The organism is Acidiphilium sp. 20-67-58 (assembly GCF_002255515.1).
In the GTDB taxonomy this organism is placed as follows: domain Bacteria; phylum Pseudomonadota; class Alphaproteobacteria; order Acetobacterales; family Acetobacteraceae; genus Acidiphilium.
In genome coordinates this window covers 35,377-60,813 of sequence record NZ_NCAS01000002.1, presented here as the reverse complement: position 1 = coordinate 60,813, position 25,437 = coordinate 35,377, and the positions used below count along the sequence as shown (strand labels likewise).

26 protein-coding genes are annotated in these 25,437 nt (G+C 66.3%); 19 read left to right on the top strand and 7 right to left on the bottom strand.

All coding sequences use genetic code 11. The features are described 5' to 3' along the window. Positions 1 to 32: 32 nt before the first annotated feature. The 7 genes from B7Z76_RS01245 (at position 33) to aroC (ending at position 8,136) form a co-directional block, all read left to right on the top strand. Positions 33 to 911 (top strand): universal stress protein, encoded by an 879-nt coding sequence (locus tag B7Z76_RS01245; protein ID WP_174502414.1) that lies wholly within the window; start codon positions 33 to 35, stop codon positions 909 to 911. Positions 912 to 915: 4 nt separating this feature from the next. Beyond that, a complete protein-coding gene (locus B7Z76_RS01240; RefSeq protein WP_174502415.1) occupies positions 916 to 1,365 on the top strand; it encodes a MarR family winged helix-turn-helix transcriptional regulator in 450 nt (149 codons plus the stop codon). Positions 1,366 to 1,446: 81 nt separating this feature from the next. Continuing rightward, the gene (locus tag B7Z76_RS01235) at positions 1,447 to 2,154 is read left to right on the top strand and encodes a pirin family protein (protein WP_291341739.1); all 708 of its coding nucleotides are present in this window, start codon (positions 1,447 to 1,449) and stop codon (positions 2,152 to 2,154) included. 194 nt (positions 2,155 to 2,348) lie between these two features. After that, entirely contained in the window at positions 2,349 to 3,875 is a 1,527-nt protein-coding gene (locus B7Z76_RS01230) for a trypsin-like peptidase domain-containing protein (protein WP_291341738.1), read from the top strand. A 157-nt stretch (positions 3,876 to 4,032) separates the two neighbouring features. Next, positions 4,033 to 4,959, top strand: coding sequence for a sulfate adenylyltransferase subunit CysD (gene cysD, locus B7Z76_RS01225; RefSeq protein WP_174502418.1), 927 nt, complete (start codon positions 4,033 to 4,035; stop codon positions 4,957 to 4,959). Further along, positions 4,959 to 6,824: a sulfate adenylyltransferase subunit CysN gene (gene cysN / locus B7Z76_RS01220; RefSeq protein ID WP_291341737.1), complete on the top strand. Its 1,866-nt coding sequence runs from the start codon at positions 4,959 to 4,961 to the stop codon at positions 6,822 to 6,824. The genes cysD and cysN overlap by 1 nt, the downstream gene beginning before the upstream one ends. Before the next feature lie 181 nt (positions 6,825 to 7,005). Further along, positions 7,006 to 8,136, top strand: coding sequence for a chorismate synthase (aroC, locus tag B7Z76_RS01215; RefSeq protein ID WP_174502421.1), 1,131 nt, complete (start codon positions 7,006 to 7,008; stop codon positions 8,134 to 8,136). Positions 8,137 to 8,321: 185 nt separating this feature from the next. Here aroC and B7Z76_RS01210 read toward each other — a convergent pair whose 3' ends face one another. Then, positions 8,322 to 8,813 carry a hypothetical protein gene (locus B7Z76_RS01210; protein WP_291341736.1) on the bottom strand — a complete coding sequence of 164 codons (492 nt, stop codon included), beginning with the start codon at positions 8,811 to 8,813 and terminating at the stop codon, positions 8,322 to 8,324. Between the two features lie 87 nt (positions 8,814 to 8,900). Between B7Z76_RS01210 and B7Z76_RS01205 the strand changes: the two genes are divergently transcribed. From B7Z76_RS01205 to B7Z76_RS01195, 3 genes are all read left to right on the top strand, one after another. Next, positions 8,901 to 9,506: a hypothetical protein gene (locus B7Z76_RS01205; RefSeq protein ID WP_291341735.1), complete on the top strand. Its 606-nt coding sequence runs from the start codon at positions 8,901 to 8,903 to the stop codon at positions 9,504 to 9,506. Positions 9,507 to 9,688: 182 nt separating this feature from the next. Then, positions 9,689 to 10,900 (top strand): ABC transporter substrate-binding protein, encoded by a 1,212-nt coding sequence (locus B7Z76_RS01200; protein WP_236656499.1) that lies wholly within the window; start codon positions 9,689 to 9,691, stop codon positions 10,898 to 10,900. A 136-nt stretch (positions 10,901 to 11,036) separates the two neighbouring features. Beyond that, on the top strand, positions 11,037 to 11,468 hold the full coding sequence (locus B7Z76_RS01195) for a heme-binding protein (protein ID WP_174502424.1): 432 nt from the start codon (positions 11,037 to 11,039) through the stop codon (positions 11,466 to 11,468). Between the two features lie 47 nt (positions 11,469 to 11,515). Here B7Z76_RS01195 and B7Z76_RS01190 read toward each other — a convergent pair whose 3' ends face one another. Next, entirely contained in the window at positions 11,516 to 12,934 is a 1,419-nt protein-coding gene (locus B7Z76_RS01190) for a trypsin-like peptidase domain-containing protein (protein WP_291341734.1), read from the bottom strand. 5 nt (positions 12,935 to 12,939) lie between these two features. Continuing rightward, positions 12,940 to 13,785 (bottom strand): tRNA glutamyl-Q(34) synthetase GluQRS, encoded by an 846-nt coding sequence (gluQRS, locus tag B7Z76_RS01185; protein ID WP_291341733.1) that lies wholly within the window; start codon positions 13,783 to 13,785, stop codon positions 12,940 to 12,942. A gap of 49 nt (positions 13,786 to 13,834) precedes the next feature. On the opposite strand from gluQRS, the gene B7Z76_RS01180 reads away from it, so the two are divergent. The 4 genes from B7Z76_RS01180 to trpA all read left to right on the top strand — a co-directional run bounded on the left by B7Z76_RS01180 (position 13,835) and on the right by trpA (position 17,308). Further along, a complete protein-coding gene (locus tag B7Z76_RS01180; RefSeq protein ID WP_174502427.1) occupies positions 13,835 to 14,503 on the top strand; it encodes an alpha/beta hydrolase in 669 nt (222 codons plus the stop codon). 149 nt (positions 14,504 to 14,652) lie between these two features. After that, positions 14,653 to 15,213 carry an HNH endonuclease gene (locus tag B7Z76_RS01175; RefSeq protein ID WP_174502428.1) on the top strand — a complete coding sequence of 187 codons (561 nt, stop codon included), beginning with the start codon at positions 14,653 to 14,655 and terminating at the stop codon, positions 15,211 to 15,213. A gap of 53 nt (positions 15,214 to 15,266) precedes the next feature. Next, on the top strand, positions 15,267 to 16,481 hold the full coding sequence (trpB, locus tag B7Z76_RS01170; RefSeq protein ID WP_174502429.1) for a tryptophan synthase subunit beta: 1,215 nt from the start codon (positions 15,267 to 15,269) through the stop codon (positions 16,479 to 16,481). Continuing rightward, complete coding sequence (gene trpA, locus B7Z76_RS01165) at positions 16,478 to 17,308, top strand: tryptophan synthase subunit alpha (protein WP_174502430.1); 831 nt, start codon at positions 16,478 to 16,480, stop codon at positions 17,306 to 17,308. The genes trpB and trpA overlap by 4 nt, the downstream gene beginning before the upstream one ends. Before the next feature lie 169 nt (positions 17,309 to 17,477). On the opposite strand, the gene purD is transcribed toward trpA, so the two are convergent. Further along, positions 17,478 to 18,743: a phosphoribosylamine--glycine ligase gene (gene purD / locus B7Z76_RS01160; RefSeq protein ID WP_174502431.1), complete on the bottom strand. Its 1,266-nt coding sequence runs from the start codon at positions 18,741 to 18,743 to the stop codon at positions 17,478 to 17,480. 54 nt (positions 18,744 to 18,797) lie between these two features. Here purD and xseA point away from each other — a divergent pair, with 54 nt between their 5' ends. Further along, entirely contained in the window at positions 18,798 to 20,186 is a 1,389-nt protein-coding gene (xseA, locus tag B7Z76_RS01155; protein ID WP_174502432.1) for an exodeoxyribonuclease VII large subunit, read from the top strand. A gap of 12 nt (positions 20,187 to 20,198) precedes the next feature. On the opposite strand, the gene B7Z76_RS01150 is transcribed toward xseA, so the two are convergent. The 3 genes from B7Z76_RS01150 to B7Z76_RS01140 are packed head-to-tail and all read right to left on the bottom strand — an operon-like array spanning position 20,199 to position 21,802. Next, positions 20,199 to 20,900 carry an anti-sigma factor domain-containing protein gene (locus tag B7Z76_RS01150; RefSeq protein WP_291341732.1) on the bottom strand — a complete coding sequence of 234 codons (702 nt, stop codon included), beginning with the start codon at positions 20,898 to 20,900 and terminating at the stop codon, positions 20,199 to 20,201. After that, complete coding sequence (locus tag B7Z76_RS01145; RefSeq protein WP_291341731.1) at positions 20,897 to 21,415, bottom strand: sigma-70 family RNA polymerase sigma factor; 519 nt, start codon at positions 21,413 to 21,415, stop codon at positions 20,897 to 20,899. The genes B7Z76_RS01150 and B7Z76_RS01145 overlap by 4 nt, the downstream gene beginning before the upstream one ends. 60 nt (positions 21,416 to 21,475) lie before the next feature. Further along, positions 21,476 to 21,802 carry a hypothetical protein gene (locus tag B7Z76_RS01140; protein WP_291341730.1) on the bottom strand — a complete coding sequence of 109 codons (327 nt, stop codon included), beginning with the start codon at positions 21,800 to 21,802 and terminating at the stop codon, positions 21,476 to 21,478. 142 nt (positions 21,803 to 21,944) lie between these two features. Here B7Z76_RS01140 and B7Z76_RS01135 point away from each other — a divergent pair, with 142 nt between their 5' ends. Genes B7Z76_RS01135 through B7Z76_RS01120 form a run of 4 tightly spaced genes read left to right on the top strand, consistent with a single transcriptional unit; the run spans position 21,945 to position 25,437 of the window. Beyond that, positions 21,945 to 22,397, top strand: coding sequence for a Fur family transcriptional regulator (locus B7Z76_RS01135; protein WP_174502436.1), 453 nt, complete (start codon positions 21,945 to 21,947; stop codon positions 22,395 to 22,397). Beyond that, positions 22,394 to 23,206 carry a GNAT family N-acetyltransferase gene (locus tag B7Z76_RS01130; protein WP_291341729.1) on the top strand — a complete coding sequence of 271 codons (813 nt, stop codon included), beginning with the start codon at positions 22,394 to 22,396 and terminating at the stop codon, positions 23,204 to 23,206. Before B7Z76_RS01135 ends, B7Z76_RS01130 begins: the two co-directional genes overlap by 4 nt. Positions 23,207 to 23,265: 59 nt before the next feature. After that, positions 23,266 to 23,775, top strand: a complete 510-nt coding sequence (locus B7Z76_RS01125) for an SspB family protein (RefSeq protein ID WP_174502438.1) — start codon at positions 23,266 to 23,268, stop codon at positions 23,773 to 23,775. A gap of 15 nt (positions 23,776 to 23,790) precedes the next feature. Continuing rightward, positions 23,791 to 25,437 carry a fumarate hydratase gene (locus B7Z76_RS01120; RefSeq protein ID WP_291341728.1) on the top strand — a complete coding sequence of 549 codons (1,647 nt, stop codon included), beginning with the start codon at positions 23,791 to 23,793 and terminating at the stop codon, positions 25,435 to 25,437.

Genomic DNA, 25,437 nt, shown 5'->3' with positions numbered 1-25,437 from the left:
CGCATCATCGAAGCGGTCTGGAGGAATTGACCATGGCGATCCGCAAGATTCTTCTGCCTCTCGCGGGCGCAGCTTCGGCCCGCGCAGCGCTCGGGACGGCGCTCCTGCTCGGCATGCGCTGGCAGGCGCACGTCCACGCCCTTCACGTTCGAACCGATACGCGCGACGTGGCGCCCCTGGCCGGCGAAGGCCTTTCAGGGGCGATGATCGAAGAGATGATGGCGACGACCGAAAAAGAGGGGAACACCGAGGCTCGCGCCCTCTCGGCATTGTTCGACGCCGAAACCGCCGCCCGCGGCATTGCCGTGGGCGCGCCGGTGCGGGCGGCGGGTGGTGCCGTCGAGCAGGCCAGTGCGTGGTTCACCTCCGTTGTCGGCCGCGAGGATGAGCTGGTTGCCAGCGAGGCGAGGCTGTCGGATCTCATCGTTGTGCCGCATCCCAAATCTGCCGAGGATGTCGCCTCGGCGGACGCGCTTCATGCCGTTCTGTTCGATTCTGGCCGGCCCGCCCTGATTGCTCCCGTCGAGCCGGCGAACACGATCGGCACACGAATCGCGATCGCCTGGAACGGCACGGCGGAAAGCGCCTCCGCCGTCGCCTCAATCATGCCCTGGCTCGCCAGCGCCGGGCATGTGCGGATTTTTCACTCGCCGGACTACCAGCGGCAAGGTCCACCGGCCGCCCAGCTCGCGGCCTATCTCGAACTTCACGGCGTCGCCGCCGACGACACCGAATTCCGCGCCACAGACCGCAGTGCCGGCGCCGGGCTCCTCGCAGCCGTGACCGAATACGGGGCGGATCTGCTGGCGATGGGCGCGTATTCGCACTCGCGCCTGCGTCAGCTGATCCTTGGCGGCGTCACCCGGCACGTTCTTGAATATGCCCGACTTCCGGTGCTGATGAACCGATAGACCGATGTTCGGCGTCGAGGATGAAGCCACGGAAACCGCAGTTCGCGCCTATGTCAAGCTCATGCGCGCAAGCCATTCCGTGCTCAACCGCACGCAACCGCGCCTTGCGGCCGCCGGTCTCACGCATGTTCAGCTCGGTGTGCTGGAAGCCCTGCTTCATCTCGGTCCGCTGACGCAGCGCGACCTGACGCGCAAGTTGCTGACCAGTCCCGGCAACCTGACCGACGTGATCGACAAGCTGGCCCGCCGCCTCCTCGTCGAGCGGGTGCAATGCCCCGAAGACCGGCGACGGGTCAGGGTTGTCCTCACCGACGCGGGGCGTCGCTTCATCGAGGAGCTTTTCCCTCAGCATGCCAATGACATCGCCACCGCGATGCGTGGCCTGGATCAGGACGAACTCCTGGTCTTGCAGGGATTGTTGCGGCGGCTCGGCAGCGTTGCCGCCGAGGATTGAACGCCGGCATCTCCACCCCATATATCATTCGATATCGAATAATATCGCGATCCCTCGGATGGATCGTGCAGGAGAAGAAAGATGATCGACATTCGTCCCTTCGCGACATTGGGCAGTTTCCGCAATGACTGGCTGAATGCGCGCCACCATTTCAGCTTCGGCGGCTATCATGAGCCCGCCCGCATGGGCTGGGGCGCGCTGCGGGTCTGGAACGACGATGAAGTTGCCCCGCAAGCCGGGTTTGATCCCCACCCGCATCGCGACATGGAGATCATCACCTTCATCCGCCAGGGCGCGATCACGCACCAGGACAATCTCGGCAATCGCGGCGTGACGCGCGCGGGAGATGTCCAGGTCATGCATGCGGGAACCGGCATTGTGCATGCGGAATACAACCTGGAGGCGGAGCCGACCCGGCTGTTCCAGATCTGGGTATTGCCCGACCGGCGCGGCGTTGAGCCGGGCTGGGCAACCCGGGCGTTTCCAAGATCGACCGGCGCCGGCCTGACCGTGCTGGCCGGCGGGCGGGAGGGCGATGCCGAACGTGGCGCCTTGCCCCTGCATGCCGACGCCGCCGTGCTGGCCGCTCGCATGGCCCCCGGCGAGCGGATCAACCAGCCCATCGCACCCGGCCGCGCCGCCTATCTCGTTCCCGCCAGCGGCTCTTTCACCGTGAATGGCCATGCGGCTGCAACGCGCGATGGCGTGGCGGTGCAGGGAGAACGCGAGATTGTGATCACCGCGGACGCGGACGGCGCCGAGCTCGTGCTTGTCGACATCCGTGAATGAAACGAGTTTCATGGGGGCGGGATAGTGCTGTTTAGGAACCGCTCTATATGCGCTTTCAGGCGATTGATCCGTTTCGGGAACTGTCCCGCTTGTGGAACGGACCAATAGTCCAGATCGGTGCCCCTAGCCTCTGCCCCTCGCGGGGCAGCCCCTTTTCCGCCGGCGCGGCCGGCCGAACAAGAAGGATAGACTGAATGAACCTGTTCCTCGCCCGCCGTCGGCCCGGGCGCCTTGCCGCCCTCACCGCAGTGATGCTGGCCAGCGCCTCGCTGGCCGCGGTTTCGGCCGGCAGCGCTTTCGCCAACAACCAGGCATACGACGCAACGGCCAAGGTCCAGAAGGACTTCAAACCCATCCCGAGCTTTGCCCCGCTGGTCAAGGATGTCAGCCCGGCTGTCGTCTCGGTCACCGTTCATCTCAAGACCCAGACCGCGAGCGATACCCAGTCGCAGAACGGGCTTCCGCCTGGCATGCCCTTCCCCTTCCCCTTCGCGATGCCGCATCCGCAGCGGCCCCAGGCGGTCGAAGCCAAGGGGTCCGGCTTCTTCATTTCCTCGACCGGCTACCTCGTGACCAACAACCACGTCGTGAAACACGCCAAATCTGTGTTCGTCACCCTGTCCGACGGGTCGAAACTGCCGGCCAAGGTCATCGGCACCGACCCGAGCACCGACCTCGCGGTGCTCAAGGTCACGCGCGACAAGCCGTTTCCCTATCTGCAGCTTGGGGACTCGTCCAAGGTCGTACCCGGCCAGTGGGTGATCGCGATCGGCAACCCGTTCGGCCTCGCCGAAACGGTGACGACCGGCGTGGTTTCGGCACTCGGCCGCGATATCGGCGACGGTCAGTATGACAGCTTCATCCAGATCGATGCGCCGATCAACGAAGGCAATTCCGGCGGTCCGCTGCTTAACCAGAGGGGCGAGGTGATCGGCGTGAACACCGCGATCCTGACGCCATCCGGCGGTTCGGTCGGCATCGGTTTCTCGATCCCGTCGGACATGGTGAAACAGATTTCCGATGAGCTGATCAAGTCCGGCCACATCACCCGCGGCTTCATCGGTGTGCAGGTGCAGACGATCACCCCGGAAATGGCGCAGGCCATGGGCGTCTCCGTGCATGATGGCCATGCCGATGGCGCGCTGATCGCGGAAACGATGCCCGATGGTCCGGCGGCCAAGGCTGGCCTCAAGCCCGGCGACATCATCACCAAGGTCGATGGCAAGATGGTGCGCGATCCGCGCGAACTCGCGCTTGCCATCTCCGGGATCAAGCCGGACGGCAATGCCAGCATTACCTATCTGCGGGGCGGCGCATCGCACGAGCTGAACCTGCGTGTCGAGAAGATGCCGGCAAACGCCCAGGCCGCCTTCGGCCCCGGCGGCAACCAGGGCGGCGGCGCGGTGCACAAGCCGGAACTCGGCCTCTCCCTTGCACCGCTGACCGATGCAGCCCGCCAGCAGCTCAATCTGCCGGGCGGTGTCTCCGGCGCGCTGATCGCGCATGTCGCGCCGAATTCGCCGGCGGACGAGGCTGGGCTCCGTCCCGGCGATCTGATCGTCGGTGTCGGCAGCACGACCGTGAACGATCCCGAGCAGGCGGTTGGCGCGATCCACAAGGCGGAAGCCGGCCACGCCAAGGCGATCGCGCTGCGGGTGATGCGCGGCAACCAGGCTCTGTTCGTTGCGGTGCCGTTGCCGCAGCAAAAGACCTCCAAGTAACGGCAAAGCGTTTTACTGCCGGGCGGGGTGCGCGGGGGAGGAAAAACTCCGCGCGGGCCATCCGGAAACCGGTTTCTGCTCAATTCGCCCCCGGCTCTTGCGAGCCGGGGGCGTTTCTGTTTTCCAAAGGTTATTCCTTACGGAAACGAGGCCCGTCATGAGCGCGACAGAGACTATGACCGCCACGCTGGATGCCGATCTCGCGGCACTCGAGGCGGAAAGCATCGAGATCATCCGCGAGACCGCAGCGGGGTTCCGCAACCCGGTCATGCTCTATTCGATCGGCAAGGACAGCTCGGTGATGCTGCATCTCGCGATGAAGGCATTCTACCCGGCGAAACCGCCCTTCCCGCTGATGCACGTCGATACCGGCTGGAAATTCCGCGAGATGATCCGTTTCCGCGACGAAACGGTGCAGCGCCTCGGCCTCGATCTCATCGTCCGCCACAATGCCGAGGCCGCCGCTCGCGGTGTGAACCCGTTCGACTACGGCGCCTCGACCTACACCCAGGTGATGAAGACCGAAACGCTCAAGGCCGGGCTCGACGAGTTGCAGTTCGACGCGGCCTTTGGCGGCGCCCGGCGCGACGAGGAAAAATCCCGCGCCAAGGAACGCATCTTCTCGGTTCGTACCGCCGGCCATGGCTGGGATCCGAAGGCGCAGCGGCCGGAAATCTGGAACCTGTTCAACACCCGCCTCGCCCCCGGCCAGACCATGCGCGTCTTTCCGCTCTCGAACTGGACCGAGGCGGATATCTGGAACTACATCGCCCGCGAGAATATTCCCGTCGTGCCGCTCTATTTCGCGAAGGAGCGCCCGGTGGTCGAACGCGGCGGCCAGCTCCTGATGGTCGATGACGACCGCCTGCCGCTCCGGCCCGGCGAGGTGCCGCAGCTGCGCAAGGTCCGCTTCCGCACACTCGGCTGCTATCCGCTGACCGCCGCGATCGAATCCGATGCCGAAACCCTCGATGCGGTACTCGCCGAAATGCGCGCCTCGCGGATGTCCGAGCGCCAGGGACGGCTGATCGACCACGACGATGCCGCGGCGATGGAAAAGAAGAAGCGCGAGGGATATTTCTGATGAACGCGATGAGCATGACCGCTTCCCGCTCGCTGCTGCGCCTGCTGACCTGCGGCTCGGTGGATGACGGCAAGTCGACCCTGATCGGCCGGCTGCTGTTCGACACCGACAACATCCCCGACGACCAGCGCGCTGCCCTCGAACGCGATTCACGGAAATACGGCACCGACGGCGCCAATATCGACTACGCCCTCCTCGTCGACGGGCTGGAAGCCGAGCGCGAGCAGGGCATCACGATCGACGTCGCCTACCGCTTCATGGCGACGAAACGGCGCAAGTTCATCATCGCCGACACGCCCGGCCACGAGCAGTATACCCGCAACATGGCCACAGGCGCCTCGACCGCGCAGCTCGCCATCCTGCTCGTCGATGCCAGCCAGGGCCTGCTGACCCAGACCCGCCGGCACGCCTTCATCGCCGACCTGCTCGGCATCCGCCACATCGTCCTTGCGGTGAACAAGATCGACCTGATCGGGTTTGACCAGGCGCGCTTCGACGCCATCGCCGAGGAGTTCCGCGCCCTTGCCGCGCGGTTCCATTTCGAGACGATCACCCCGATCCCGCTCTCCGCCCGCCATGGCGACAATGTCGTCCATCGCAGCGCGCGCATGACCTGGCATGACGGCCCGACCCTGCTCGAGCATCTGGAAACCATCGAGCCAGGCGGCACCGGCGCCGGGCCGTTCCGCTTCCCCGTGCAATGGGTCAACCGGCCAGACGCCGATTTCCGCGGCTATGCCGGCACGCTCGCCGGTGGCGAGATCAGGCCGGGCGACGAGGTGTTGGTTGCAGCCTCAGGCCAGCTCACCCGCATCGCCCGCATCGTCACCGCCGATGGCGACCGCCCCGCCGCCCGCGCCGGCGAGGCCGTCACCCTCACCCTCGCCGACGAGGTCGATCTCTCGCGTGGCGATATGCTCGCCAGCCCCGGCGCCCGGCCGGATGTTGCCGACCAGTTCGCCGCCGACCTTGTCTGGATGGGCGAGGCGCCGCTCTTCGCCGGCCGGCCCTACATCGTGAAGCTCGGCACCGCGACCGTCTCCGGCGTCGTCTCGCGCATCAAGCACAAGGTCAACGTCAACAATTTCGACGAACTCGCCGCCGAGTCCCTCATGCTTAACGAGGTCGGCTCGGTCAATGTCGCCCTCGCCACGCCGGTCGCCTTCGACCCCTACACGCTGAACCCGCGCACCGGCGCCTTCATCCTGATCGACCGGATGACCAACGCCACCGTCGCCGCCGGCATGATCCGCCATCCGCTGCGCCGCGCGAGCAACATCCACCGCCAGGCACTGACCATCGACCGCACCGCCCGCGAGGCGCTGAACGGCCACCGCCCGGCGATTCTCTGGTTCACCGGCCTGTCCGGCTCGGGCAAGTCGACCATCGCCAACGCGCTGGAAACAAAGCTGCACCTGCTCGGCGTGCATACTTACCTGCTCGATGGCGACAATGTGCGCCACGGGCTCAACCGCGATCTCGGCTTCACCGATACCGACCGGGTGGAGAACATCCGCCGCGTCGCCGAGGTGGCGAAGCTGTTCGCCGATGCCGGCATGATCGTGCTGGTCAGCTTCATCTCGCCCTTCCGCGCCGAGCGAAACATGGCGCGCGAACTCGTCGAGCCGGGGCTGTTCCACGAGGTTTTTGTCGACACGCCGATCGAGGTCTGCCGCGAGCGCGATCCGAAGGGGCTCTACCGCAAGGCGGATGCCGGCGAGATCCGCAACTTCACCGGCATCGACAGCCCCTACGAGCCGCCGGAAGCGCCGGAGTTCCACCTCCGCACCACAACGGCAGACCCCGACGCGCTGGCCGACTCGCTCCTCGCCGCCTTGCGTCCGCAACTCGGCCTCGGGCTTTGACCGACCCTTCGCCGGCCGCACCGGGCGGCCGGCGGAGACTGCAGCACGTTCCGATCCATCCGGATCGGATGCCCTGCCCTATCTGATTGGTTATCAAAGCATCCGTATCCGATCAGAGGCTTCCATCCGATCGGATACGGATGCTCTAGCGAAACACCGCCGCCAGCGCCTATAAACCGGCATGTCGTACAACAGTTTCGGCCATCTCTTCCGCGTCACCACCTGGGGCGAAAGCCACGGCCCAGCGATCGGCTGCGTCGTCGACGGCGTGCCGCCGCGCATCCAGCTCTCGGAAGCGGACATCCAGCCCTTTCTCGATCGCCGGCGGCCCGGCCAGTCCCGCTTCACCACCCAGCGCCGCGAGCCGGACATCGTCCGCATACTCTCGGGCGTACATGGCGGCATGACCACTGGCACACCAATCGCCCTGCAGATCGAGAACACCGACCAGCGCTCGCAGGACTACGCCAACATCGCCGATCGTTTCCGCCCCGGCCATGCCGACATCGCCTATCACTGGAAATACGGGATCCGTGATCCGCGCGGCGGCGGCCGCTCATCGGCCAGGGAAACCGCATCCCGCGTTGCCGCCGGCGCCATCGCGCGCAAGATCCTGGGCGCACGCGTGCAAATCAGGGGCGCGCTCGTGCAGATGGGCAAGCATGTGATCGACCGCGCCCGTTTCGACTGGGACGAGGTCGACCGCAACGCCTTCTTCTGCCCCGACCCGGTTGCCGCAAAGGAATGGGCCGACGAGCTCGATGCCGTGCGTAAGGCCGGCTCCTCGCTCGGTGCCGTGGTCGAGGTCGTTGCCGAGGGCGTGTCCCCCGGCCTCGGAGCGCCGGTCTATGCCAAGCTCGATGCCGATCTCGCGGCGGCGATGATGAGCATCAACGCGGTCAAGGGCGTGGAAATCGGCGACGGTTTCGCCGCCGCCGCCCTGCGTGGCGAGCAGAACGCGGACGAGATGCGCATGAACGAGGACGGCACGGTCCGCTTCCTCGCCAATCACGCCGGCGGCGTGCTCGGCGGCATCTCGACTGGCCAGCCCGTCATCGTCCGTTTCGCGGTGAAGCCGACCAGTTCGATTCTCACCCCGGTACACAGCGTCGATTCCGACGGCGACGAGGTCGACATCCAGACCAAGGGGCGGCACGATCCCTGCGTCGGCATCCGTGCTGTGCCGGTGGGCGAGGCGATGATGGCTTGCGTGCTGGCCGACCAGCTCCTGCTGCACCGCGCGCAGTGCGGCGATACCGGCTCAGGTCACCTGCCGCTAGAGCACTTTCCGATCCTTTCGGATCGGAAGTAGTGCTCTATCCTATTGATAAACAGAGCATCTTTATCCGATCAGATAACGCCATCTGATCGGATGATGCTCTGGAGCACTTTCCGATCCATCAGGATCGGATGGCGAGCGCTATCATATTGATGCTCTGGCAAAAAAGTGATGGCGGCCCGCCGGCGCGTGAGGTAGACACTTTGCTTATGAACAATTCACGCGCACCGGCCGCAACCCGAAAGCAGATTGTCGCCCTGATCGATCGCGCCGGGCGAAAATCCTGGTCTGCCAGGATCGGTCGTCTGCGTGACGAGGCTGCGGCAAGCCCGCGCTATGGGCGCCTTGTTGTGCTGCGCCATGCGGCCGAATTCGCCGCCGAGAAGGTTGTCCGGGATCTCCCGCTCTCGCCGGCCGATCAGGTGCTCGCCGGCCGCGTGGCGGCTCTTCAATTCCTCGCGGCAGGGCTCGGCAAATCCGGACAGGAGAGGTTTGACGCCGCCCTTGCCGCCGCCCTTGCGACGGATGGAACGCTGATCCCGTTGCTGCATCTCCATGACACCGCAGAGCGGCATCGCGCGATGGGGTTTGAGGTCGAATTCGCGGGGCTGGAGGACGCCACCACGTATGACCTCCTCGCAACGCGCGAAGATACAGCGGTTGAAATTGTTTGCGACACGCTCTCCGCAGAGGCCGGCCGCCTCGTCCATCGCGCCGCGTGGATGCAGTTGATGGATCGGATCGATCCGGATCTGCAGACATGGCTATCCGCCCATCCTGGTCGCTATCTTCTGAAAATGACACTGCCGCGCGGCCTGCGCGTCGTCGAGCCGGATGGTACCACCACCCTCGCCGAACTGCATCGCCGCATCAATGAAATGCTCACCGGCGCGAAGCGGTCGGATCAGGACGAAGCGGCGGTCCTGCGTCTCGATCCGCTCATGCTGGCCGCAGCGCAGGCCAACGAGAACGGGCTGATGAACCGGTTGCGGCACGAATTCGGCCCTGAGGCGAACCTTGCCGTGACCGGCGACGGCCAGGGCGTTTTTGTGCTCGCTGCCCGCGCCGGCAGCGAGAATGAGGTGGCGGTGGCGATGCGTCATCGTCTTGCCGCGCTTGCCCCCGCGCGGCTGACCGGCGCCCGTCCAGGCATTCTCGCAATGTTCATCGAGGATACCGATCGTCTGGAATGGCGCCTGCTGCGCGAACAACTCACCCTCGAAGGCGAGGCACGGCAGTTTCTCACCTTTCCGGAAGCAAGGCCGGTGGTCGCCGTCACCTGTACATCACGGATCGAACTCTGTGCCGAGGATAGGGCCCTTTCCGATCCGATTGGATCGGATGTAGTGCTCTATCATATTGATAAGTCGAGCATCTTTATCCGATCAGATGATTCCATCTGATCGGATGATGCTCTAAGCTAGGCTAGGCTACGCCAGCCGCTTGCCCCGGCAGGCATGAAGGGTTGCAAAGGGCTCATGTTTCGGCACAGTCTTCCCTGACCGGCGTCCAAGCCGGTCACCTGACAGGGGAGAGAAACATGAATTCTGGAACAGGGCGCCGGTTACGGCGCAAATCCGTGGGTATGCTCGCTGTCGCCGCACTGACAGGGCTCCCGTTGCTGGCCCAAGCCAACCCGAAGCCGATCGTGGTCGGGATCACCGCCTGGCTCGGCTCGATTCCCGGCCGCTCGATCGCCGACGGCGCGACCCTCGCCGCTGCGGAAATCAATGCCAAGGGCGGTGTGAACGGCCGGTCGATCAAGCTCGTCATCGAGGACAATCACAACTCCACGACCGACGCCATCCGCTCGTTCCAGCGCATGGTACGGCAGGATCATGCGGTGGCCGTCGTCGGCGATTTCACTAGTGAGGTCGGCCTGGCACTCGAGCCCTGGGCGGCGCGCATGCACGAGCCCTTCCTCATCACCGGTGCGGCCTCGAACAAGCTCACCGAATTCGTACATGCGAACTACGCTCAGCATAAATACATCTTCGAGCCGAACGAGAACTCCGCCGAACTGGCGCAGAACATCTGCGACGCCGCGAAATCCGTCCTCGTCGGCAAGCTGCACATGAAGACCGCCGTGGTGATGAGCGAGGACGCCGCCTGGACCCTGCCGCTCGATGCCGGCTTCAACAAGTGCCTGCCCAAGGTCGGTCTCAAGGTACTGAAGGATCTCCGCTTCGCGCCGGATACCACGGATTTCACCCCGATCTATCAGAAGATCGAGGCGATGCACCCGGACGTGATCATCACCGGATGGGCGCATGCCGGCGCCAAGCCGACAACGCAATGGGCCGAGCAGAACGTGCCGATCCCGCTGATGGGCATCAGCTCCCAAGCGACGTCGACGACGTTCTGGAAGGCGACAAGCGGGGCAACGCAGGGTGTCATCACGATCGCGCCAGCCGCCGCCGGCATCGCGATCACGCCGAAGACGCAACCTTTCATGAACGCGTATCAGGCGAAATTCCACACCTCGCCGGCCTATACCGGTTTCACCACCTATGACGCGATGTATGCCCTCGCCGATGCGATCGAGCGGGCGAAATCGACCAAGGCGGGACCGCTGGTTGCCGCCCTCGCCAAGACCGACCGGATCGGCACCGAGGGGCGGATGCAGTTCAACGGGCCGAAGGCGCGCTTTGCCAACGGGACGGTCTATGGCAAGGGTCACATGCGCTGGGTCGACCTGCAATGGCAGGATGGCGAGCAGAAGGTGATCTGGCCCGCCAAGCTGGCCAATGCGCAGCCGAAATTCCCGAGCTTCGTGAAGGTGCCGAATTCGAAATAAGCCCGACAAGAAGCCAGACTGACAGACCCGCGGCCGGAGAAGCCCCTCCGGCCGCGGTTTTTGTATCACCCGGTCTGGACTTCGCGGCCGGTCACCGCGAAAACCCCGGCGTAAACTCGTCCAACGGAGAAATCGCATGCCCCGTCTCACGCTTGAAGCCGCCAACCGCATCATCGAGGCCGCCCGCGCCAAAGGCCGCGACCTCGGCCTCGCCCCCCTGACCGTGGTCGTGCTTGATGCCGGGGGCCATATGGTCGCGCTCGCCCGCGAGGATGGCTCTGGCATCGCCCGCGTCGAGATCGCCACCGGCAAGGCCTGGGGCGGCCTCGGCGTCGGTGCTGGCTCGCGCATGCTGTTCGATCGCTGGAACGCTGGCGGCGCCGGCTTCATCACCGGCCTCGCTGCGGCAACCGGCGGGCGCATGGTGCCGGTGCCCGGTGGCGTTCTGGTTACCGCCGATGGCGCGGTGCTCGGCGCGGTCGGGATTTCGGGGGATACCTCGGACAATGACGAGGCCTGTGCCGTCGCCGGCATCGAGGCCGCGGGGTTCGCTCCCCGCGCGAACTAAGGGCCTCATCCGGCCAGACGTATGAATCGTCTGGCCGGACCGCGCTTTCAGCCGTGCGCCGTACCCACCGGCACAACGATCCAGCTCGCACCCTGCGGCCCATCGACCAGCAAGGGCACGGCATCGCCGCTGGCCTTCACGCCCTGCTGCAACGCCGCACTGGTCGTCACGAAATGCGGACCGACCGCCTCGATCAGCGTATCCGGCGCGAGCCCGGCCCGCGCCGCGGGGCCATCCTTTGCAACCGTCACAACGATCACCCCCGCCCCGCCGGGATGGGTCGCAACACCAATGCCGAGTGCTGGAATGTCGGTCGGCTTGAGCATCGGCATCGCGGTCTGAAAATGCGCCTTTCCGGCCTTGCCGCGATGCTGGGGGGGTGCCGCAATGGTGATCGCCGCATCTTCGGTCTTGCCACCGCGTACAAAGGTCATCCTCGCCTCATGCCCGACCGGGATCTCCGCCAGCGAGACCCTGAAATCATGTACGGTGGTGACTTTCCGGCCATTGACCGCCGTGACGACGTCACCCGGGCCGAGCTTGCCGGCGGCAGGCCCGCCAGCCACGACACCGCCGATCACCACGCCATCGGTCGAGGGCAGGCGCCACGCCGTTTTCATCTCCTCCGACACATGCTCGATCCGCAGCCCGGCCCAGCCGCGCTTCATCGCGCCCTTGGCAATGATCGCTGCTGCCACCGGCCTGACCATGCTGGACGGGATCGCGAACCCGATCCCGACCGAACCGCCAGAGGGCGAGTAAATCGCCGAATCGACACCCACCACGCGCCCTTTCGCATCCAGCAGCGGTCCGCCCGAATTACCCCGGTTGATGGCCGCGTCGGTCTGGATGAAATCGTCATACGGCCCCGAACCGATATCGCGGTGCAGCGCGCTCACCACCCCTGCCGACACGCTGAAGCCGAGGCCGAACGGATTGCCGATCGCCACCACCCAGTCACCGAGATCGAGGCGCGAGCTGTTGCCGAAATGCAGGAAGGGCACAGGACGATGCGCGTCGATCTTCAATACCGCGAGATCGGCCTTCTTGTCCGAACCGATCAGCTTCGCGGTGAAGATCGAGCCATCGTGCATCGTCACCTTGATTTCGCTCGCCCCTGCGATGACGTGGTGATTGGTCACGATGTAGCCATCCGGGCTGATGAAGAACCCCGTCCCAAGCGCCTGTTCCGCCTTTGGCGGAACGATGAGGGTGTTCGTATCCGCTTGCTGTGGCTCTGAATGCGCCGCGGCCCCCTGGTCGGGCGTCGGGATTGCCTCGGGCTTTTCACCCTTGGCCTTCGAGGGATCGATGCTTTCGACATCGACGACCGCGGGAAGCGCCGCACGGGCCACCTGCGCGATCGCGGGCGGCGTCGGCACGGCATGAGCCGGTGGCGTGGAAAGCAGCAGGCCAAGCGCGAGGGCCGTGCCGGCGGTCGGGACCAGAATCAGAAGACGCTTCATGATGTCTAGAGTGAGGCGAGATCACCGATCCGGCAAGAGACCATCTCGCGGATTTGCGCAGGCGTGGCGCCACTTTCCCTGAGATTGCGCAATGTCGTCGCCCGGTCGCGCTTGGCCAGCCGCCGCCCCGCCGCGTCGCGAATCAGCGGGTGATGGGCATAGGCCGGATGCGGCCAACCCAGCAGCGCCTGCAGCAGCACATGAATATCCGTCGCAGCCCGCAGATCCTCGCCCCGCGTCACATGCGTCACACCCTGCAACGCATCGTCATGACAGACGCAGAGATGATAGCTCGCCGGCACGTCCTTGCGCGCCAGCACCACATCGCCATGCGGCAGCGGATCGGCCTCCACCCAGCCTTCCGCCGCCTCGTGATAGCGCAGCCGCCCTGCGATCGTCGCGGCCCGGTCAACCCGCAGTCGCAGCGCATAGGGCTCGCCTTGCGCCGCCCGCGCGTCTGCCTCTGCCGGGTCGAGCCCGCGGCAAGTGCCGGGATAGGCCGCCTCCACGCCGTGCGGCGCGCCGAGGGCGGCGGCAATCGCCGCCCGCGTGCAGAAACACCGATATAGCAGCCCCATCGCCTCCAGCCGCGCCAGCACCGCCCGATACGCGTCGAAATGCGCCGATTGCACCCGTACCTCGCCATCCCAGCCCAGGCCGAGCCAGGTCAGATCCTCCAGGATCGCCTCGGCGAATCCGGGCCGGCAACGCCCGGCATCGATATCCTCGAGCCGCAGCAGGAACCGCCCGCCTGCCCCACGCGCCAGGTCGTATCCGGCAAAGGCCGAGGCCGCGTGGCCGAGATGCAGGTAGCCGGTCGGGCTCGGCGCGAAACGGGTGACGATGGACATCGGCCTCCACGATGATACGCTCCCCCGCAAATGCAAGGAGCAGGACTTCATGGCTGAACTGGACGGACCGCGCTGGGGCCCGGCAAACGGCGGCAAGGCGCGGCAATTGGTGGTGCTGTGCCATGGCGTCGGCGCCGATGGCAACGACCTGATCGACCTCGCGCCCTATTGGGCCCGCGCGATCCCCGATGCCGCCTTTGTCGCCCCGCACGCGCCCGACCCGTTCGACCTTGCCCCCTTCGGCCGCCAATGGTTCCCGATCGGCACGCTCGACCCGCACGCGCTCGGCGGCGGTGTGCGCCGGGCCCGTGCGGCGCTCGATCCGTTCATCGATGCCGAACTCGCCCGTCTTGGCCTTCCGGCGGATGCCTATGCGCTGATGGGATTCAGCCAGGGTGCGATGACCGTGCTGTTCACCGGCCTGCGCCGGGCGGTGCCGCCGAGAGCTATTCTCGCCTATTCCGGCGCGCTGCTCGCCCCCGAATCGCTGCCGGCCGAGATCGCCGGCCGCCCGCCGGTCCTGCTCGTGCATGGCGAGATCGACGAGATCGTGCCCCCCTCCCGCTCGCGCGACGCCGAGACCGCCTTGCGCGCCGCCGGCGTGCCGGTCGAGAGCCTCTTCGTTCCGAAACTCGCCCACGGAATCGACGATTCCGGCCTCTCGCTCGGCGCCCTCACGCTCCAGCGCGCCTTCGCCGCCCCGGCCTCGCCCGCGTGACAAGCTGTTGACATTGCGAAACCCGCGCTTGCAGCGCCGCAGACTTGGCGGCATATTCCTTCACATGGATTCGACGCAGTTCATTGCAGGGCGTTTCCAGTCCAAGGCCGGCCGGTTGATCTGGTCGCCCTTCTGGGAGCGGTTCAGTAATGCCTGACGGCGGGCAGAATTTTCCCGCACTCGTCCTGAATGCGGATTTCCGTCCGCTCTCCTATTTTCCGTTGTCGCTCTGGTCCTGGCAGGATGCTGTAAAGGCCGTGTTCCTCGATCGTGTCTCCGTCCTGTCGGAATACGAGCACGAGGTGCACTCCGTCTCCGCGGCGATGCGCCTGCCATCGGTCATCGCGCTGAAGGATTTCGTCCCCGGCCTGCGGCAGCCGGCCTTCACCCGCTTCAACGTGTTTCTGCGCGACGGCTTTACCTGCCAGTATTGCCACAACCGCCTGCCAGCGCCGGAGCTGACCTTCGACCATGTCATCCCGCGCGCCCGCGGCGGCCGCACCACCTGGGAGAACGTCGTCACCGCCTGCGGTGCGTGCAACCTGCGCAAGGGCTCGAAACTCCCCCGCGAATGCCACATGTTCCCCTATGAAACGCCGCGCCGGCCGAACAGCTGGGAGCTGCAGGATCGCGGCCGCGCCTTCCCGCCCAACTACCTGCACGAAAGCTGGCGCGACTTTCTCTACTGGGATACCGAATTGGAGACCTGATCCGGTTTCATCTGCCTGACATATCGGCTATCCGTGCAGGACGGAGAGCCAGCATGAACAAGCCGATACCCAATTCCCTGCGCACCCTGCCCGACGATCGCGGCCGCTTCGGCGAGTTCGGCGGCAGATTTGTCGCCGAAACCCTGATGCCGCTGATCCTCGAGCTGGAAGCGGCCTATGAGGCGGCGAAGGATGATCCCGATTTCATGCGGGAATTCCAGTATTACCTGCAGCATTACGTCGGCCGGCCCAGCCCGCTCTGGTTCGCCGAACGGCTGACCAGGGAACTCGGCGGCGCGAAAATCTATTTCAAGCGCGACGAGCTCAACCATACGGGCGCGCACAAGATCAACAATTGCATCGGCCAGATCCTGCTCGCCAAGCGCATGGGCAAGACCCGCATCATCGCCGAGACCGGCGCCGGCCAGCACGGCGTCGCCACCGCGACCGTCGCCGCCCTCTTCGGCCTGCCCTGTATCGTTTACATGGGCGCCACGGATGTCGAGCGGCAGCAGCCCAACGTCTTCCGCATGAAACTGCTCGGCGCTGAGATCCGTCCCGTCACCTCCGGCGCGGCGACGCTGAAGGACGCGATGAACGAAGCGCTGCGCGACTGGGTCGCGAATGTGCGCGACACGTTCTACATCATCGGGACCGCCGCCGGTCCGCACCCCTATCCCGCCATGGTGCGGGACTTCCAGTCGGTCATCGGCGTCGAGGCCCACGCCCAGATGATGGAGGCCGAAGGCCGCCTGCCGGATGTCGCGATCGCGGCGATCGGTGGCGGATCGAACGCGATCGGCCTGTTCCATGCGTTCCTCGACGAACAGGTGAAGCTGATCGGCGTCGAGGCCGCAGGGCGCGGTCTCGATTCGGGCGAGCACGCCGCCTCGCTCTCGCGCGGCCGCCCCGGCGTGCTGCACGGCAACCGCACCTACCTGCTCCAGGACGATGACGGCCAGATTCTCGAGGCCCACTCGATCTCCGCCGGGCTAGACTATCCGGGAATCGGCCCCGAACATTCCTACCTGCATGACATCGGCCGCGTCGAATACGTCTCCGTGACCGACGACGAAGCCCTCGCCGCCTTCCAGCTCTGCTGCCGCACCGAGGGCATCATCCCCGCCCTCGAACCCTCGCACGCCCTCGCCCATGTCGCGAAGATCGCCCCCGGCATGGACAAGGAGAGCATCATCCTGATGAATCTCTGCGGTCGCGGCGACAAGGACATTTTCACCGTCGCCCGCCATCTCGGAGAACAGATTTGAGCCGCATCGCCGACACCTTCGCCCGCCTCCGCGATGAGGGCCGGGCGGGCCTGATCCCCTTTGTCGAGGCGTTCGACCCCGATCGCGAAACCTCCGCCACCCTTCTCGCCGGCATGGCTGCCCGCGGTGCCGACCTGATCGAGATCGGCATGCCCTTCACCGACCCGATGGCCGATGGCCCGACCATCCAACAGGCTGGCCGACGGGCACTGCGCGCCGGCGCCACCCTCGCCGGGACGCTCGGCCTGGTGCGCGACTTCCGCGCAGCCAACGACACCGTGCCGCTGATCCTGATGGGCTATCTCAACCCCATCCTCTCCTACGGCGTCGAGCGCTTCACCGCCGATGCCGCCGCCGCCGGCGTCGATGGCATGATCGTCGTCGACCTGCCGACCGAGGAGGCGGATCTGCTGCTGCCGCATCTGCGCCAGCACCGCATCGACCTGATTCGCCTCGTCGCCCCCACCACGACAGACGAGCGCCTGCCCGTCGTGCTCAACGACTCCTCAGGCTTCGTCTATTACGTCTCGATCACCGGCATCACCGGAACCCGCACCGCCTCGGCCGAGGACCTCGCCCGCGACATCCCGCGCGTCCGCAAGGCGACGGACCTGCCGATCGCCGTCGGCTTCGGCGTCCGCACCCCCGCCCAGGCCGCAACGGTCGCACGGTTCGCCGATGCGGCCGTGGTCGCCTCGGCCCTGATCGACAAGCTCGCTGCCGGCCTCGATGCGGAGGGCAAGGCGCCGCCCGCCATCGTCGAGGCAGTGCTAGACGATGTCGCCGCCCTCGCCGCGGCGGTGCGCAGCGAACGCCGCGCCGCCTGAGTGGTCAGAGCACTTCCGATCATGATGGATCGGATGATGCTCTACCAGATTGATAAGCCGAGCATCTTTATCCGATCAGATGACGCCATCTGATCGGATGATGCTCTACCACATCGACAAGCAGAGCATCTTTATCCGATCAGATGACGCCATCTGATCGGATGATGCTCTATACCGCCTTGGCGCCGATATCCCGGCGGCAGAATCCGCCGGGAAAGCCGATCCGCCGCACCGCGACATAGGCGCGGTCGATCGCCTCACGCAGGTCATCGCCCGTCGCCGTCACCGCCAGCACCCGCCCGCCGGCACTTACCAGCGATCCGTCGCGCCGCGCCGTGCCCGCCTGAAACACCGTCGTCTCCGGCAAACCGGCCGCGCCGGTCAGGTCGATCTTGTGGCCCTTCTCATAGGCGCCGGGATAGCCTTTCGCCGCCATCACCACGGTTGCCGCGGCGCCGTCCCGCCAGTCGAGCCGGGTTTCAGCATCGAGACGCCCCCGCGCCGCATCGGCCAGCACCGGCAGCAGGTCGGTCTTCAGCAGCGGCAGCAGCGTCTCGCATTCCGGATCACCGAACCGCACGTTGAACTCGATCAGCCTGGGGCCGGAGGCGGTCAGCATCAATCCCGCGAACAGGAACCCGCGGAACGGCGCCCCGCGCCGCGCCATCGTCCGCAGCGCCGGGCGGACGATCCGCTCCATCGCCGCGCCGATCACCGCCTCCGAGGCCGCCGGCGGCGGCGCGATCGCGCCCATTCCGCCAGTATTGGGCCCGGTATCGCCATCGCCTACCCGCTTGTGGTCGGAAGCGGTGCCGCAGAACAGCGCGGTCTCGCCATCGCAGATCGCGAACAGAGAGATCTCGGTGCCGATCAGGCATTCCTCGATCACGATCTCAGCACCCGAGGCGCCGTGCAGCCCGCCTTCGAGCATCGCCGCGACGGCCTCGCGCGCCTCGGCGTCGGTCGCGGCGACCACCACGCCCTTGCCCGCCGCAAGCCCATCCGCCTTGATCACGATCGGCGCCGGATGCTCGTCGAGATAGGCGCGCGCCGCGTCGGCATCGGTAAAGCTCGCCCAGGCGGCCGTCGGAATCCCCGCCTCATCGCAGATTTCCTTGGTGAACCGCTTCGAGGATTCGAGCCGCGCCGCCACCTCCGTCGGGCCGAAACAGGGGATTCCCGCTGCCGCCAGACGATCCGCGAGGCCGAGCGCCAGCGGCGCCTCCGGCCCCGGCAGCACGAGGTCGATCCGCTCCGCCCGCGCGAACTCGACGAGCGCGTCGATCTCCTCTGCACCGATCCCCACGCATTCGGCCAACGATTCCATGCCCGGATTCCCCGGCGCAACGAAGAGTTTCTCCAGCACCGGGCTCTGCGCGAGCTTCCACGCCAGCGCATGCTCGCGCCCGCCGCCGCCGACAACCAGAACCCGCATGATCAACCCCCATGAGCTTGTGCAACCGGCGCGCGCTTAGCATAGTCCGCCGCCATGAGCGAAACTGCTGACGCCGCCACCGGCAACCTTCCCGAACTCACCGTTTCCGAACTCGCCGGCGCGGTCAAACGCACGGTCGAGACCGCTTTCGGCCGCGTGCGCGTGCGCGGCGAGATCACCGAGATGAAGACCTACGCCTCCGGCCACACCTACATGGCCCTGAAGGACGAGGGGGCGAAGATCCGGGCGATCATCTGGCGCGGCAATGCCGCGCGACTCGGGCTGAAGCCGGAGAACGGCGTCGAGGTCATCGCCACCGGCCGCATCACCACCTATCCCGAGCGCTCGGAATACCAGCTCATCATCGAGCGACTGGACTATGCCGGCGAGGGCGCGCTGCTCGCCCGCATCGAGAAGCTGCGCCTGCGCCTGACCGAGGAAGGCCTGTTCGACGCCACCCGCAAGCGCGCCCTGCCTCTGCTGCCGCGCATCGTCGGCGTCGTCAGCTCGCCCCAGGGTGCCGTGATCCAGGACATCCGCACCACCATCGCCCGCCGCTTTCCCAGCCGCATCATCCTCTGGCCTGTCGCCGTCCAGGGCGAGACCGCCGGCGCCCAGATCGCCGCCGCCATCCGTGGCTTCGGCGCGCTGCCGGAAGGCGGTGAGGTGCCGCGGCCAGATGTTCTGATCGTCGCCCGCGGCGGCGGCTCGCTCGAGGACCTGATGGCCTTCAACGACGAGGAGGTGGTCCGCGCCGCCGCGTCCTGCCCGATCCCGCTGATCTCCGCCGTCGGCCACGAGACCGACACGACGCTGATCGACTTCGCCTCCGACCGCCGTGCGCCGACCCCCACCGCCGCCGCCGAACTCGCCGTGCCCGACCGCATGGCGCTGGCCGCCGATCTCGCGCAGAGCGGCGCGCGGCTGACCGGCGCGCTCACCCGTGTCACCCAGTCGGTCCGCCTGCGGCTCGATCGCGCTGCCGCTGCCCTCCCCGACCTGCCCTCGATGATCGGCACCGCCCGCCAGCGACTGGATGATCGCGGCGAGCGCCTCGCCCTCGCCTTGCCCCACCTTGTTGCCGCAAAGCGAGCCAAGGCGCGGGAAGTCGCCGCCCGCCTCGTGCATCCGCGCGAGATCATCGCCGCTCGCCGCCACAGCCTCGCCCTGCTTGGCCAGCGCCTCGCCGCCCCGGCCCCCGGCCTGCTGCGCGAAAACCGGCTCCGCCTCGGCGCGCTCGCCGCGCGTCTCGAAGCCCTGTCCTATCACGCGACACTCGCGCGCGGCTTCGTGATGGTGGCGACCCCGTCCGGCGATCCCGTCACCACGCGACGCGACGCCGGATCGAAGCGCAGCCTCGTGCTGCATTTCAGCGACGGCACGCTCGGCGTCCGCCCCGAAGCCGAGCGGGCGCCGCCGGAGCAAATCAGCCTCGATCTCTGATCCGGCCGGATATCAGGACGTTGTCGGCGCCACCGGAAGCAGCGGCCCGGCGAAGACGATCGGCATGGTCGGCTTGCCGGTGGGCGAACCGCCAGGCGGCTCGACCGTCACCGCGATCAGCGTATGCGCCCGGCGCAGCCGCGCGGGAACGTCGTTCGCCGGTAGCCTTGTCGCCCCCGCCTGCACGAAGCCGATCGGCACCGGCGCCTCGCCCTTGCCCACCGCCCAGAGCTGCCAGACCTTGCCAGCCGGCGGCGCAGCACGCCCCACCGGCGCGATGTTCAGCGCTCCGTTCGTCTTCATCGCCACGGTGAACACCGGGCCCGACTTCGCCGACAGCACCGCGACCATTGCCGGCCCCGTCGCCCCGCGCGGCAACATGAGCACCAACGCCGCCGCCACCGCGCCAGCGAGGGCGATACCCCGCCAGACGAACAGATTGTCCCAGATCTCGCGCAGGCGGTTCCGCCGGACGGGTATGGCCGCGCGCGGGCTCGTCGCGCGCTCGATGGCCGCCCATACCGCCGGCCCCGGATCTACTGGCGGCACCGCGAGCGCCAATGGCAGCAGCCGTTCCTCCCAGGCCGCCACCTCGGCCGCCAGCGCCGGATCGCGCGCGCACGCGACCTCGAAATCCCGCCGCTCTTCGCCGCGCAGAAGGCCAAGAACATAAAGTCCCGCCCGATCTGCTCCGAAATCCGGTGCGTCGCTCATTGTTCGAGACACCTCTTCAGCGCGTCGAGCGATCTCACGATCCAGCTTTTGACTGTTCCCAGCGGCGTGTCGGTGCGCGCTGCGATCTCGCTGTGGGAATAGCCCTCGACATAGGACAGCAGAACCATCTGCCGCCAGTGCTCGGGCAGCGTGGCCAGACAGCCGGCGAGCGCCCGGCCATCCTCGACGGCGATACCCTCTTCGGCGGCAATATCAGGAATTTCATCACCGGTGACCGGCAACCGCCGCTCGCTATCGAGCCGGTCAAGCGCCCGGTAGCGCACGATCCCGATCATCCAGGCCCGCGCCGAACCCCGCGCGCGATCGAAACGCGATGCATTGCGCCAGATCTGCAGGAACGCCTCCTGCAACACGTCTTCGGCCAGCAGGCGATCTCGCAGCAGCCGCAGCGCCACGCCAAGCATGACAGGCGACATGCGCCGGTAGAGTTCCCGCAGCGCGGCCGCATCCTGCCTCTGGCACGCCTCGATCAGCAGGCCGAGACCATCATCCATCGTGTTCGCCCCACGCGGCGACGCCATCAAGATACTGTTTCCCGGACCATCGAACATTGCTTATGGCATTACCGTCGCCGAGACAATCTGGATGCAGCCCGCCGCACCCGATGCCGGATCGCGCGTGAACAATTGAAGAAAATACAATTTAAAAGTGTTTTTTATCTCTATATAACTCTGGATTGCAATCCAGGGAGGCAGGCCATTCCGCATCATCCGCGCCGCTACTGGCTTGAAGTCGTCACGGGTCTCGTCACGCTGCTGGCCGCGAAAGAAACCGAGACCTTCAGGCCGAAAGCCTCGCGGGTCGCGTCCGGTTATCGGCCGCACCCCTTCGGAAAAGGCGCCAGCTGCGGCAACTGCGCCAACTACCGCGACATCACGCAAAGCTGTGCGCGGGTACGAGGGGCTGTTGCGAGCAACGGGTTCTGCAATTTCTACACCCCGCGCAGACCCCGTCTCTAGGCACCTGAACCTGGCGGACGGAATGGGGTGGACCGCGCCGCCGAGATGGTTCACAACGCAGCGGATGGAGACCCGCATCGAACGTCTGTGCGTGGCAAACGGGCTCAGGATGACGGGCCCGCGACGTATTATTGCTCGCGTATTGTCCGAAGCGAATGGCCACCCCGATGTCGACGAACTGCACCGGCTGGCCCATGGCATTGACCCTAGAATATCACTCGCCACCGTCTACCGCACCGTTCGCCTGTTCGAGCAGCACGGGATCCTTGAACGGCGGAATCTCGGCAGTCGCCGTGCGCGGTATGAAATGTCTGGCGAGCATGATCATTTTCATCTTGTTGATCAGGAAAGCGGCCAGGTGATCGAATTTGACGAGCCGGAAACCGAGATGCTGATGCGCAAAGTTGCCGCACGCCATGGTTTTGAACTGGTTTCCCTGAAGATCGAGTTGTTCGGCCGCCGGCTTGGTGCGATGACGCGGACGACCGAAACCATCGACGGAGCGCCAGGCCGATGACGATCCAGCACCCGGCCGACAATATTGTCGCTTTCCCGGAAATCCGCGTCGGCAATCTGGGCGTGCGGCTCGCCACCACCGCCGCCGAGCTCGATGCGGCGCTCGCGCTGCGGTTCCGGATTTTTTACGAGGAACTCGGCGCCCATCCAGATGAGGCAACACTTGCCTCCGGCCGCGACAGGGATGCGTTCGATGCGATCGCCGATCACCTGCTGGTGATCGATCATGACATTGCGGACGATGCGCGGGGCGTGGTCGGCACCTACCGGCTGATTCGCCAGGATGCGCTCGCCCCCGGCCAGCGATTCTATTCGGCCGATGAATACGACCTCGCCCCGCTCCAGCATTCCTCCGGCCGCCTGCTGGAGCTTGGCCGTTCCTGTGTCGACCAGGCGCATCGTTCGCGCGCCGTGATGCAGCTGCTCTGGCGCGGAATCGCCGCCTATGTGTTCCAGCATGGAATCGAGCTGATGTTCGGTTGCGCCAGCCTGCACGGCACCGACCTCGACGAGCTGGCGCCGTGCCTGACCTACCTGCACGCCCATCACCTCGCCCCGCAGAACATCCGGCCGCGGGCGCTTGACGCGCGCTATGTCGAGATGCGCCGGTTGGGTGACGACGAATACGACGCCCGGCAGGCTCTCGCCGAGTTGCCGCCGCTGATCAAGGGCTACCTCCGGCTCGGCGGTTTCGTCGGCGATGGCGCGGTGATCGACTGGCAGTTCAACACGACGGACATAGCCGTGGTGGTGCAGACGGATCTTGTGACCGAAAAATATTACCGTCATTACGAACGACAGTCCCGCTGACCAGCCCGGCGCCTTTGCCGGCGCCGCACGCATCCCGACTGCAAGGTGAATTCGACGACATGGCCGAAGACGACGATACGCCGATCCCCGAAAGCCTCCTGCCCTACGATGAATGGACCGAGGACGCGCTTCGCCTCGTCGTGCTGCGCGCGCTCGACCATGCATCGCGCGAGGGCCTGCCGGGCGAGCATCATTTCTACATCACCTTTGCGACAGGCCATCCGGGCGTCATCATGCCGGACCGTCTGCGCGCCCAATATCCGGACGAGATGACTATCGTCCTGCAGCACCAGTTCCGCGAGCTGTCGGTGGATGCCGAGGCGCGCCGCTTCGTGGTCCGCCTCTCCTTCGGCGGCGTGCCAGCGACGCTCGACATCCCGCTCGACGCCATCACCGCCTTCGCCGACCCGGCGGTGCGCTTCGGCCTGCAATTCACCGTCCGCGAAGCCGATGCGCCGGAGGAAGCGCCGGCCCCCGAAACCGAACCCGCGCCGCCGCCAGCGGAACAGGGCCCCGCCGAGGTCGTCAGCCTCGATGCCTTCCGCCGCCGCCCGCCAGCCAAAGACTGAGCCTGGAGAACCGCCATGAACGCGATCACCAAGAAAACGCCCGATTTCGCCTTCAGCACCATGTTCCCCCTGGGCCATGACGAAACGCCCTGGCGCAAGCTCGATCTCGGCGGCGTCTCCACCATCGAGGCGGCCGGCAGGACCATCCTGCAGATCGCCCCGGAAACCCTCTCCGCCCTCGCCTTCCAGGCGTTCCACGACGTCTCGCACCTGCTGCGCCCCGGCCATCTGCGCCAGCTCCGCGCGATCCTCGACGATCCCGAGGCCTCCGGGAACGACCGCTACGTGGCGATGGAATTCCTCAAGAACGCCAACATCGCCGCCGGCGGCATCCTGCCGATGTGCCAGGATACCGGCACCGCCATCGTCTTCGGCAAGAAGGGCCAGCGCGTCTGGGTAGAGGGCGACGAGGAGGAAGCCTTTTCCCACGGCGTCTACCGCACCTATACCGAGACCAACCTGCGCTACTCGCAGATGGCGCCGCTTTCGATGTATGACGAGCGGAACACCGGCACCAACCTGCCGGTCCAGTGCGACATCATGGCCGCCCCCGGCGAGGCCCATGCCGAGGAATTCGAGCTTATGTTCGTCGCCAAGGGCGGCGGCTCGGCCAACAAGAGCTTCCTGTATCAGGAAACGCGGGCGATCCTGAATCCGAAAAAACTTCTCGAATTCATTGAAACTAAAGTAAAAACACTCGGAACCGCAGCCTGCCCGCCTTACCACCTCGCCATCGTCATCGGCGGCACCTCGGCCGAGACCACGATGAAGACGGTCAAGCTCGCCTCCACCCGCTGGCTCGATTCCCTGCCGACCCAGGGCTCGCCCACCGGACACGCCTTCCGCGACCTCGAGCTTGAGCAGCAGATCCTGGAGATGACCCGCCAGCTCGGCATCGGCGCTCAGTTCGGCGGCAAATATTTCTGCCACGACGTCCGGGTGGTTCGCCTGCCCCGCCACGGCGCCTCGCTGCCCGTCGGCATCGGCGTCTCCTGCTCGGCGGACCGGCAGATCCGCGCGAAGATCACCAAGGAGGGTGTCTTCCTCGAACAGCTCGAAACCGACCCGGCGAAATACCTCCCCGAGGTGACCGACACCCATCTGGGCGGCGAGGTGGTGCAGATCGACCTCAACCGCCCGATGGCCGACATTCTTGCCGAACTCTCGAAACACCCGGTCAAGACCCGCGTCGCCCTCACCGGCCCGATCGTCGTCGCGCGCGACATCGCCCACGCCAAGCTGAAGGAACGGCTCGACCACGGCGAAGGCCTGCCCGACTATATCAAGAACCACCCGGTCTATTACGCGGGCCCGGCGAAAACCCCGGAGGGCATGGCAACCGGCAGCTTCGGCCCCACCACCGCCGGGCGGATGGACAGCTATGTCGAACAGTTCCAGGCCGCCGGCGGCTCGCTGGTGATGCTGGCCAAGGGCAACCGCTCGCGCGCCGTGCGCGACGCCTGCAAGGCGCATGGCGGCTTCTATCTCGGCTCGATCGGCGGCCCCGCCGCCGTGCTCGCGCGCGACAACATTCGCAAGGTCGAGGTGCTGGAATACCCCGAACTCGGCATGGAAGCGATCTGGCGCATCGAGGTCGAGAACTTCCCCGCCTTCATCGTGGTCGATGACAAGGGCAACGACTTCTTCGCCGATCTCGCGTGA